The following is a 10383-nucleotide window of genomic DNA, read 5'->3' as shown; positions in this document are numbered from 1 at the left end:
TCTTGTATCGTCTCACTCGCTGTCGCTTCACACTTTCTATTTTTTTGTTTTAAACAGGTGCGGCCACCACGGAGCTTACCCCGAAGGCGGTCGGCGGCAGCGTCAGAGGGGTATAAGAGGCAGCGCCCCCCTCACCGGCCCGCAGACCCCCACGCCCCAGCGCGTGGCCGCCGTGCGTGCGCTGCGCGAGCTGCTCGCCGCCGGCTACGGCACCGAGGCCCGGCCGATCGCCTCCTACGGCGCCCCCGCGCCCGGCACCCTCGGCGGCGTCTACCCGGACTACGACGACCGCGTGTTCCCCGGCCTCGTGGCCGCGCAGGAGCTGGCGGGCATCGACGTCGACTACCTGCGGAACGTGGACCGGGTGAGCGAGGCCGGCATCGCCGAGGCGTCCCTGGCCGACCTCGGCACGCTGTTCACCTACCTGGTGCGCGGCGAGCGGTTCGCGGACGGGCACGTGGCCGCCGCGATCGAGAACGGCAAGGTCGGCCGCATGCTGGACCGCCTGACCGCGCTGGTCCCCGAGATCCGCTGAGAGCGCACGGTGCGGAATACTGGGCGCATGCCCGCAGCCTCCGACGCCCCCACGCCCGCGCCCCGGCGCGGCCGCCTGGCCCCTTCCGGTGACCCCACTCCCGTGGAGAACGTCGCCACGCACCTGCAGGAGGGGTGGAACCGTTGGCACCGCGCCCGCGCGCTGCGTGCCGGCAACGTGCCGACGGTCATGGCGTTCACGGGCTACGGCAGCACCAGCTGGGTGCGGATCCTCTCCCGCGTGGTGATCGCCTCCGACGAGGAGTTCATGAACGGCCGTCGGCTGTCGAAGGTGGTGGCGGACGGCGTGCGCGGCTGGCGCAACTTCGTGGCCCCGCCCATGGCCTACGCCGAGGTGGAGGTGCAGGTGGGGGACCTGCGCACCACGGTGCGCACGGACCGGATGGGCGTCGTCGACGTCGTGCTGGACGTCGAGCTGGAGCCCGGCTGGCAGACCGCCACCCTCCACGTCGGCGGCCAAGAGGAGCACGCCGTCATGGACCTGTACATCTGCGAGCCGGGCGCGCGGATCGGCCTGGTCTCGGACATCGACGACACCGTGGTGGTCACCTCGCTGCCCCGCCCCCTGCTGGCGGCCTGGAACTCGTTCGTGATCGACGAGCACGCCCGCACGCCCACTCCGGGGATCGCCGTGCTGCTGCGCCGGATCGCCGAGCTCGAGCCGAAGGCCCCCGTGCTGTACCTGTCCACGGGCGCGTGGAACGTGGCGCAGACCCTCACCCGCTTCCTGGGCCGCAACCTCTACCCGCTCGGCGCTCTGCTGCTGACCAGCTGGGGGCCCACGAGGGACCGCTGGTTCCGCTCCGGTCAGGAGCACAAGAGGGTCCAGCTCGAGCGCCTCGCCGAGCAGTTCCCGGACATCCAGTGGATCCTGGTGGGCGACGACGGCCAGCACGACCCCGAGATCTACGCCGAGTTCGCGCAGCGCCACCCCGACCGGGTCAAGGCGATCGTCATCCGGCAGCTGACCCCCTCCCAGGCGCTGCTCGCGGGCGGCCGGGCGGAGGACACCCGCCATTCCACCCCGGGCATCCCGTGGTGCTACGGCCCGGACGGGGCCACGCTGTCCAATCAGCTCGAGGACCTGGGCATCCTGCCCGTCGAGTTCGTGGACGTGCAGCCCGAGGCCTGGCGTGAGGACATCCTCGGCGACGACGAGGCGCCGGCGGCCCTCGACGCCGCGGCGCAGCGTGACGGTCGGTCCGCGGACGAGGAGGCCGCCCGATGACCGCCTCGCGCTCCGTCGAGGTCCGCATCCCGCTGCGCTGGGCGGACATGGACGCCTACGGCCATGTGAACAACATCGCCGTGGTGCAGCTGCTGGAGGAGGCCCGCGTGGCGGCCTTCGGCGTGCCCGCGAACACCGGCGCCGGTGGCGGGCAGGCCCCGCCGATCGACCTGCTCGAGGGGGTGGCCCCCGGTGTGCGGACGTTCATCTCCGAGCACACCGTGAAGTACCGGGCCCAGATGCCCTACCGCCCCGTGCCGCTGCGCGTGGTGGTGAGCGTGGACGCCGTGAAGGCCGCCTCGGTGCACGTGGGCTACGCCCTGCACGACGGTGTCGACGACACCCTCTGCGCCACCGCGACGTCCGTCATGGTGTTCGTCGACGGGCAGACGGGCCGCCCCGTGCGCATCAGCCCCGAGCAGCGGGCGGCCCTGGCCGGCTGAGGTGGGCTGCTGATCGACTGGCAGCCGCCCAGCGACATCACCGCCGTGCAGCACGGCTGCGATGTCGCAGAGCGGAGGTCGACCGCTCGGGCTCGCGGAGGTCGGGGCCGGGCCCGTGGGACGGCCGTGGATCAGACCGGGCGGGGGACGCCCGCGGCGGTGAGGATCCGCGCCAGCCGGTCCGGCCGCAGGAGGTCTCCCCACGTCCAATGCGCGCCCGCCCGGGTGACCAGCTGCAGGGCCACCTCCCGTTCCTTCTCCCGGCGGATGCTGGCGCGGCGGGCCGTGTCGTCACCGTCGAAGAACGACAGGTCGTACTTGCCCAGCCCGTCGAACTCCCCGTACACCCGCACCTGCTCCCACCAGAAGTCCGTGCGGGCCACCTCGCGTCCGTTCGCATCCCGGTGGCGATGCTGCAGCGCCGTGGGCGGGACGAAGCCGAGCTCGTGGATGATGGCCCGGCTGTAGGACTCGCCGGCGGACTCCGCCCGCGCGTCCGCGAAGTGCCAGGCCCGCTCGAATCGGCGGAGGGCGGCCGCCGATCCGAGTCGGCTCTCCGCCTGCCTCGCCCAGCGTGCGGCCTCCTCGGGCCGGGCTCGGACGAGCGCGTCCAGCGGGGCCACGGCGTCGCGGAACGGGGTGGCCGCGCCGAGGACCAGCAGCACCGTGGGCAGCGGATCCGCCAGGACGGTCCCGAGGCTCTGCCCGTCCGACAGGACGGCCTCGACCGGCTGAGGCGCGGCGTGGGCCGCCTCCGGCAGCCCCCATCGGGGTCGGCGGCGCGGCAGGCCGGGGAGTCGGCGGTCGTGGGCCACCAGGGAGGGGGCGAAGGGACGGCGGGTCAGCGGACCGGCGCCGTGATGCCCGGGCGAGGGGGCGCGCAGCTCGAGCACGGGCGGCTCGACGGCCGGCCCCAGACCGTGCAGCCGGGCCGCGGTCAGGCCCGTGAACACCGTCGCGGGGCGGGCGATCGAGAGGGCGACGGCGGACACGACCGCCCTGTCCCACGGACGCAGCGCGGCCCAGTCGCTGACGTTGATGTAGACGCGCGGGCAGAGCCGCACGAGGACCCCGCGGGTCCAGGCGCGTTCGAGACGGCGCCGCGCCGCCCCGTCGTGGGGGTCTGCCGCGCTGAGCAGGGGCCCGCGTCCCGGGAGCAGCGCACGCGAGTGGTCGGAGAGCGGGGTCATGCGGCCCAGTGTCGTGGGCCCGTCCGGGGCGTGAGGGGTCGGCCGCGCCGGCGGTGGAGGGCACCCGCCGTCGGGGGCCTGTGCAGGAGTCGGGTGCCCTCAAGCGACCGCCGCCCTGCGACATCACCGCGCGTCAGAACGGCGGAGATGTCGCAGGGCGGCGGAGGATCACGGAAGGGGCAGGGCGGGGACTCAGACCACGCCCTGGGCGATCATCGCGTCGGCGACCTTGATGAACCCGGCGATGTTGGCCCCCGCCACGTAGTTGCCGGGCGTGCCGTACTCCTCGGCGGTCTCCACGCAGCGGTCGTGGATGTCACGCATGATCTGCTCGAGCCGGTCGTGGGTGTAGTCGAAGTTCCACGAGTCCCGCGAGGCGTTCTGCTGCATCTCCAGCGCCGACGTCGCCACGCCGCCCGCGTTGGCGGCCTTGCCCGGGCCGAACAGCGTCCCGGAGTCGACGAACAGGTGGGCGGCCGCCTCGGTGCAGGGCATGTTCGCGCCCTCGGCCACGGCCTTCACCCCGTTCTTCAGCAGGGTCCGCGCGGCGGACTCGTCGAGCTCGTTCTGGGTGGCACACGGCAGGGCCACGGTGCCCTCGACGTCCCAGACGCTGCCGCCGGTCACGTAGCGGGACCGCCCGCCGCGGCGCTCGGCGTACTCGGAGATACGGGCACGCTCGACCTCCTTGATCTGCTTGAGCAGGTCCAGGTCGAGGCCGTCCGGGTCCACGATGTAGCCCGAGGAGTCGGACGCGGTGAGCACGGTGGCCCCGAGCGCGGCGGCCTTCTCCGCGGCGTAGATGGCCACGTTGCCGGAGCCGGAGATCAGCACCTGCTGGCCGTCCATGGATTCGCCGCGCGTGCGGAGCATGGAGTCGACGAACATCACGGCGCCGTAGCCGGTGGCCTCGGTGCGGACCAGCGAGCCGCCCCACGTCAGGCCCTTGCCGGTGAGGGCGCCGGCCTCGAAGCGGTTGGTCAGTCGCTTGTACTGGCCGAACATGTAGCCGATCTCGCGGGCGCCCACGCCGATGTCACCGGCCGGCACGTCCGTGTGCTCACCGATGTGGCGATGCAGCTCCGTCATGAAGGACTGGCAGAACCGCATGATCTCGCGGTCGGACTTGCCGGCGGGGTCGAAGTCCGAGCCGCCCTTGCCGCCGCCGATCGGCATGCCGGTGAGCGAGTTCTTGAAGATCTGCTCGAAGCCCAGGAACTTGACGATCCCGAGGTACACGGAGGGGTGGAAGCGCAGCCCGCCCTTGTACGGGCCGAGCGCCGAGTTGAACTCCACGCGGAACCCGCGGTTGACCTGCACGACGCCGGCGTCGTCGATCCACGGGACGCGGAAGATGATCTGGCGCTCCGGCTCGCAGAGGCGGTGCATGACCCCGGCCTCGACGTACTGGGGGTGGCGCTGCATCACCGGTCCCAGCGCCTCGAACACCTCGGACACCGCCTGGTGGAACTCGGCCTCGCCGGGGTTGCGCGCGAACACTTCGTCGCGCAGGGTCTTCAGAGACTCATTCATGGTGTCCTCCTCGGACGTCGGGGTAGAGACGCCCCGCGGTGCCCCCGCCGTGGCGCGCCGCGGTCGGAGGAGGCCGCGGTGCCTGACGCCCATCCTGACAGGGAGTGCGCTCTGTTGCCGAAATGAGACGCGGGCCACCCCGGGCCCCGCGTTCGGCTCAGCGCGGCGGCGCCGCCTCGGTGTCGATGCTGGCCTGCTGGCTCTCGCTGTAGCGCGGGCCCGCCACGGTCGCGTCATTGACGAGGTCGTCCAGCCGGGCGACGTCGGCCGGGGTCAGCCGAACACGCGCGCGGCCAGCAGCGACGGCGCCGTCAGCAGCCGGCGGGCCAGCTCCACGCGGCGGCGCTCCTGCACCGCGATCGCCTTCTCGTAGTAGCCCACGAGCTGCTCGCACAGCACCGGCCAGGTCCGGCCCTGCACCGACGCCCACGCCGCGTCGGCGAACGCGGCCCGCTTGACGTCGTCGTACACGAGGTCCGCGACGTGGCGGCGCAGCTCGTCCAGCTCGCCGGGCGGGTAGAGCCAGCCGGTGCGGGAGGCGTCCACGATGTCGAGGGGGCCGCCGCGGCCGACGGCGACGACGGGCACGCCCGAGGCCATCGCCTCCTGCAGTGTCTGGCCGAAGGTGTCGGACTCGCCGGGGTGCACGAACAGGTCCAGGCTGGCCACGTGGCGTGCGAGGTCCTCGCCGCCCTGGAAGCCGGCGAAGTGCGCGCCGGGCAGCTCCCGCTCGAGCTGTTCGCGCAGCGGCCCGGAGCCGATGACCACGAGGCGGGTGCCCGGCAGGTCCGAGAGCACGCGCAGGTCCCCGACCTGCTTCTCGTGCGCCAGCCGCCCCACGAAGCCCACGAGCTTCTCGCCGTTCGGGGCGAGCTCGGCGCGCAGCGCCTCGTCCCGCTTGGCGGGATGGAATCGGCGGGAGTCGACGCCGCGGCCCCACAGGTGCACGCGTCGCACCCCCTGGCGGTGCAGCTGTCGGACGGTGAACGACGACGGCGCGAGCGTCAGCGTGGCCGTGTTGTGCAGGCGCGCCACGTGGCTCCACAGGACGTCCTCCAGCCACGGGGCGCCGTACCGGGCCGCGTAGCCGGGGACCTCGGTCTGGTAGACGGCCACGGAGGGGATGCCGAGCTCCTCGGCCGCCTGCACCGCGCGCCAGCCCAGCACGAAGGGGGAGGCGATGTGCACCACGTCCGGGGCGAAGTCGGCGAGCATGCCGCGCAGCCGGCCCACCGTGCCGGCGGCCACCCGCACGGAGGTGTACCCGGTCAGGGGCACGGAGGGCAGGGTGCGCACGGGGAAGCCCTCGACCTCGCGGGGGGCCTCACCGGCGCCCGCGCGTTGGGTCCACCCGGCGGACCACGAGGCGGCCGGGGCGACCACCATCGCCTCGTCGCCCCGTTCCCGCAGGTGCCGCAGCACCTGGAGGATGGAGTGGGTGACCCCGTTCATATGGGGCAGGAACGATTCGGCGACCACGACGACACGCACGTGGCCGACGCTAAGGACCCCGGACCACGGCCGGGACACCCGCCGACGACGGCCCGGTGACCCCGCGGTGAACTCTCGGGACGCGTGACGGTCGTCGCACCGGCCCGCGCGGCCCGCCCCGTCCAGGCGCCGCCCGGAGTCGGGTGGCACCATGGACGGGTGAGTTCCCGCCCCGCTGCGCCCCGCCTGCTGCGCCCCGTCCCCCTGCCGCTGTGGCTGCAGGGGGTGGTTGAGGCGCTCGTCACGGCGATGATCAGCCTGCTCGCGGTCACGGTCCCCACCCTCGCGGTGTGGGCCACGGGCGGGTTCGAGCGGCCGACCATCGAGGGCGCCGTCCAGGTGGGCGGCGTCCTGTGGCTGGCCCTGCACGCGGTGCCCGTCACCGTGGCCACGGCCATGCCCACCGCGCCGGATCACCTCATCACCGGCACGGCGTGGCTCGTGCCGTGGGGCCTGACCCTGGTCCCGCTCGCGCTGTCCTGGCGGGCCGGCCGGCGCCTGGCCCGCGCGTCCTACCGGGACCAGGCGTGGCAGGCCTTCGTGGGCGCGGTGGGGGCCTACGCCCTGGTGGGGCTGGCCGTGGCGTTCCTGCCCGGCACGGACGAGCTGACGGCCCACCCCGCCCCGGCGGCGCTGCTGCCCGCCCTGCTCTTCGGCGTCGCCGCCCTCGCGGGGGCGCGGCGCGAGGCCGGCACCTGGGCGCACCTGATCGGCCTGGACCTCACGGAGCGGATCTCGCGGCGGTCGCAGTACGAACGCTGGGCCGGCTCGTACGCGTGGTCCGTGGTGCGCGCCGCGGTCGTCGCCGTGCTCGCCCTGACGGGTCTGAACGCGCTGCTCGTGGCGGGGCGGCTGGCCGTCGAGTGGACCGCCGTCGTCACCGTGGCCGAGGCGATCGGGGGCGGCCCGCTGGGCGGCCTGCTGGTGGCGCTGCTGCAGATCGGCTGGCTGCCCACGTTCACCGCGTGGTCGATCGCGTGGACGGCGGGCCCGGGGTTCTCCGTGGGCGCGGACAGCCTCTACTCCGTGTTCGGCGCGACGCCGGCCACCGCGCCCGCCCTCCCGGCGCTGGGTGCGCTGCCCGGGACGTGGTCGCCGTGGCAGCTGCTCCTGCTGGCCGTGCCGATCGGCGCCGGCGCCGTGGCCGGCGTGTGGCTGCTGCGGGAGGGGGAGAACCACCTCGACGACTGGCTGCACACCCGCCACGGCAGCCGCGCGGTGTCCCTGACGCTGTCCACGCTGGCCCTGGCCGTGCTCACCGGACTGCTCACGGGGCTGCTGCTGCTCGTGCCGCTGGCCCTCACCTCCGGGACGCTCGGGCTCGGCACGCTGACGGACATCGGCTCCCACGTCTGGGCGGTGTGCGCCGCCGTCGCCGGGTGGGTCGCGCTGGGCTGCGCGGCCGGCTACCTCACCGCCCTGGCCGTGGCCGGGCACCGGGACGGGACGACGGCGGTGCCGCGGTCCGGCGACCGCGCCTCGGGCCTGCGCGACCGGCCGTCCCCGCGCCGGGCGCGGGACTGACGCCCGCGGCTCAGGGCCGCAGCTGGGGCACCCCCGTGCGCTCCTCCACCTGACGGGTGAACTCGTCCGCGCACGCCTGCTGCGCCCGCACGGTGAGCGCGGAGGCGCCGCACTGCTCGAGCTGGACCGTCGCGTCCCACGCGAGCAGCGGCAGCGCCGCCGTCGTCATGCCCATCAGCGCCATCGCCATGCCGGCGGACGCCACCGCGCGGGGCAGCCCCGAGCGCTCGGCGCCGCGGCTCGTGACCCACACGCGCACGCCGAGCACGAGGGCGACCAGCCCCAGCGCGAGGGCGATCAGCTTCCACGGCAGCACGAGGGAGAAGGAGAGCACCATCCCCAGCAGCGCCACGGACTGCCACAGCAGGGCACGGCCGGTGCGGACGCGGCCGGGGTCCGGGGCGCCCTGCGGCGGGCTGGGCGGGGAGGAGGGAACGGGGGCGGACACCCCCTCACCCTACGATGGGCGCATGCGCATCGTTGCCCTCGTCTCCGGTTCCGGCACCAACCTGCAGGCCGTCCTCGACGCCGTCGCCTCCGGCGCCCTGGACGTGGAGATCGCCGCGGTGGGCGCCGACGTCGCCGACGCCGGCGGCCTGGAGCGCGCCCGCGCCCACGGGATCGAGACGTTCGTGGTGTCACCGAAGGACCACGCGGACCGGCGCGCGTGGGACGAGGCGCTCGCGGACGCCGTCGCCGCCTACGCGCCGGACTGGGTGGTGTGCTCCGGATTCATGCGGATCCTGGGCGCCCCGCTGCTCGAGCGGTTCGACGGCCGCATCCTCAACACCCACCCGGCTCTGCTGCCCTCCTTCCCGGGGGCCCACGGCGTCCGGGACGCGCTGGCGCACGGGGTGAAGGTCACCGGCTGCACCGTGCACGTGGTGGACGCGGGCGTGGACACCGGCCCGATCCTCGCGCAGGCCGCGGTGCCCGTGCTGGACACGGACACCGAGGCCGAGCTGCACGAGCGCATCAAGGTCCAGGAGCGGGCCCTGCTGCTGCGCGTGCTCGGCGAGCTCAGTCGGCGCTGACCTCGAGGGCGCGGCCGCGGGTCTCCGGGGCCAGCGCCAGCATCGCCGCGCAGGCCAGGACCACGAGCCCGCCGGTGACGGCGAACGCCGCCGGCAGCCCGAGGGCGGGGACCAGCGTGCCCACGAAGAGCAGCGGGCCCAGGCCCGCGCCCACCCGCGAGGCCGCCGACGCCCAGCCGAAGCCGGAGGCGCGCAGCGTCGTCGGGTACAGCTCGGAGACGTACGTGTAGAGCACCGGGATCGCGACCTGCACCACGAAGCCGAACGCCAGCACGAGCGGCAGCACCGCGGCGGGCACGTCCAGCACGCTCGCCAGCCAGACGGTCAGGGCGCTCGCGACGACGGCGCTGACGGCCAGCAGCCAGCGGCGGCCGGTGACCTCGATCAGCACGGTGGCCACGACCACGCCGAGCAGGCCGGCCGCGGCCATGCCGGAGGTCATGATGAAGGCGCGGCCCTCCGCGTAGCCGGCGTCGATGAGGAACGTCGGCAGCCACTGCAGCGCGATGTAGTAGACGAGCATGATGGCCACGAACAGGGCCCAGGCGATCGCGGTGATGCGCGGGGAGAACCGCCAGACCGCGGCGAGCTGCGCGCCGACGCCGCCGGAGCGGGCCGGCTCGGCCGGGGGCATCGTGTAGGGCCGGCGGGGCGCGCCGGTGGCCGCCACCATGCGGTCGATGACGGCGCGGGCCTGTGCCTCGCGGCCCCGGCTCATCAGGAACAGCGGGGACTCGGGGATGCCCAGGCGCACGACGAACACGAGCAGGGCCGGCAGGACCATGGCCAGCAGGGGCAGGCGCCAGTCGCCCCACGTGCCCACGAGCCAGGCGGAGACGAGGCCGCACAGCGCGGCGCCGACGGGCCACCAGCCGTCCATCGCGGCCAGGACGCGGCCGCGCAGCCGGCGCGGGGTGAACTCGCCCACGAGCGCGTAGTCCACGGGGATCGTGCCGCCCAGGCCCACACCGGCCACGAAGCGGAACAGCGCGAACCACAGCAGGGAGTCCGTCAGCGCGCCCGCGATCGTGAACACGGAGAAGATCGCCAGCGTCCACGCGAACGCCGCCTTGCGGCCGATGCGGTCCGCGATGGTGCCCCACAGGAACGCGCCCACGGCCATGCCGATGAGGTTGGCGGTGCCGATCCACGCGGCGTCGGCCTTGTCCAGGGCCCACTCCTCGCGCAGCAGCGGGATCATCACGCCGTTGAGCGTGACGTCCCACGCGTCGAACATGAAACCCAGGCCGCCGATCAGGAAGATGCGTCCCTGGACGGACCAGCGCCACGGCAGCTCCTGGACGACCGCCTCACCGGTGGGCAGGGCGGCGTCGGGGGCGACGACGTCGGGCGCGGGCCCGGGGTGCGCGCCCGACGTCGTCGCC

General features: G+C 74.4%; 10 protein-coding genes. 5 read left to right on the top strand and 5 right to left on the bottom strand.

Going from position 1 to position 10383, the window contains the following annotated elements:
- The first annotated feature begins 163 nt into the window (after positions 1-163).
- From FLM69_RS10360 to FLM69_RS10350, 3 genes are read left to right on the top strand one after another with little or no spacing between them, the layout of a single operon-like run.
- Positions 164-535: a DUF6508 domain-containing protein gene (locus tag FLM69_RS10360; protein ID WP_255502829.1), complete on the top strand. Its 372-nt coding sequence runs from the start codon at positions 164-166 to the stop codon at positions 533-535.
- Positions 536-562: 27 nt separating this feature from the next.
- On the top strand, positions 563-1783 hold the full coding sequence (locus FLM69_RS10355; protein ID WP_141844146.1) for an App1 family protein: 1221 nt from the start codon (positions 563-565) through the stop codon (positions 1781-1783).
- Positions 1780-2226 carry a thioesterase family protein gene (locus FLM69_RS10350; RefSeq protein WP_002853740.1) on the top strand — a complete coding sequence of 149 codons (447 nt, stop codon included), beginning with the start codon at positions 1780-1782 and terminating at the stop codon, positions 2224-2226. The genes FLM69_RS10355 and FLM69_RS10350 overlap by 4 nt, the downstream gene beginning before the upstream one ends.
- A gap of 131 nt (positions 2227-2357) precedes the next feature.
- Here the strand turns inward: FLM69_RS10350 and FLM69_RS10345 are convergent, their stop codons facing one another.
- From FLM69_RS10345 to FLM69_RS10330, 3 genes are all read right to left on the bottom strand, one after another.
- The gene (locus FLM69_RS10345; RefSeq protein WP_141844144.1) at positions 2358-3416 is read right to left on the bottom strand and encodes a hypothetical protein; all 1059 of its coding nucleotides are present in this window, start codon (positions 3414-3416) and stop codon (positions 2358-2360) included.
- A gap of 192 nt (positions 3417-3608) precedes the next feature.
- The gene (gene gdhA, locus FLM69_RS10340) at positions 3609-4949 is read right to left on the bottom strand and encodes an NADP-specific glutamate dehydrogenase (RefSeq protein WP_141844142.1); all 1341 of its coding nucleotides are present in this window, start codon (positions 4947-4949) and stop codon (positions 3609-3611) included.
- A gap of 273 nt (positions 4950-5222) precedes the next feature.
- Entirely contained in the window at positions 5223-6440 is a 1218-nt protein-coding gene (locus FLM69_RS10330; RefSeq protein WP_141844140.1) for a glycosyltransferase family 1 protein, read from the bottom strand.
- Positions 6441-6599: 159 nt separating this feature from the next.
- Here FLM69_RS10330 and FLM69_RS10325 point away from each other — a divergent pair, with 159 nt between their 5' ends.
- Positions 6600-7964, top strand: a complete 1365-nt coding sequence (locus FLM69_RS10325; protein WP_255502828.1) for a DUF6350 family protein — start codon at positions 6600-6602, stop codon at positions 7962-7964.
- Positions 7965-7974: 10 nt separating this feature from the next.
- Here the strand turns inward: FLM69_RS10325 and FLM69_RS10320 are convergent, their stop codons facing one another.
- Positions 7975-8412, bottom strand: coding sequence for a hypothetical protein (locus FLM69_RS10320; protein ID WP_141844138.1), 438 nt, complete (start codon positions 8410-8412; stop codon positions 7975-7977).
- Positions 8413-8434: 22 nt separating this feature from the next.
- Here FLM69_RS10320 and purN point away from each other — a divergent pair, with 22 nt between their 5' ends.
- A complete protein-coding gene (gene purN, locus FLM69_RS10315; protein ID WP_041102979.1) occupies positions 8435-8998 on the top strand; it encodes a phosphoribosylglycinamide formyltransferase in 564 nt (187 codons plus the stop codon).
- On the opposite strand, the gene FLM69_RS10310 is transcribed toward purN, so the two are convergent.
- Positions 8985-10383, bottom strand: a 1399-nt coding sequence (locus tag FLM69_RS10310; RefSeq protein WP_255502827.1) for an MFS transporter, incomplete at its 5' end; no start/stop codon positions are given. The genes purN and FLM69_RS10310 overlap by 14 nt on opposite strands.

The organism is Micrococcus sp. R8502A1 (assembly GCF_006704135.1).
Classification (GTDB): Bacteria; Actinomycetota; Actinomycetes; order Actinomycetales; family Micrococcaceae; genus Micrococcus; species Micrococcus luteus.
This window is presented reverse-complemented; position numbering and strand designations above follow the sequence as displayed.

What these genes read in the sequence shown, in the direction of transcription:
- FLM69_RS10355 (WP_141844146.1), top strand. Translation starts at nt 563, where the DNA reads ATGCCCGCAGCCTCCGACGCCCCCACGCCCGCGCCCCGGCGCGGCCGC.
- FLM69_RS10350 (WP_002853740.1), top strand. Translation starts at nt 1,780, where the DNA reads ATGACCGCCTCGCGCTCCGTCGAGGTCCGCATCCCGCTGCGCTGGGCG.
- purN (WP_041102979.1), top strand. Translation starts at nt 8,435, where the DNA reads ATGCGCATCGTTGCCCTCGTCTCCGGTTCCGGCACCAACCTGCAGGCC.
- gdhA (WP_141844142.1), bottom strand. Translation starts at nt 4,949, where the DNA reads ATGAATGAGTCTCTGAAGACCCTGCGCGACGAAGTGTTCGCGCGCAAC.
- FLM69_RS10345 (WP_141844144.1), bottom strand. Translation starts at nt 3,416, where the DNA reads ATGACCCCGCTCTCCGACCACTCGCGTGCGCTGCTCCCGGGACGCGGG.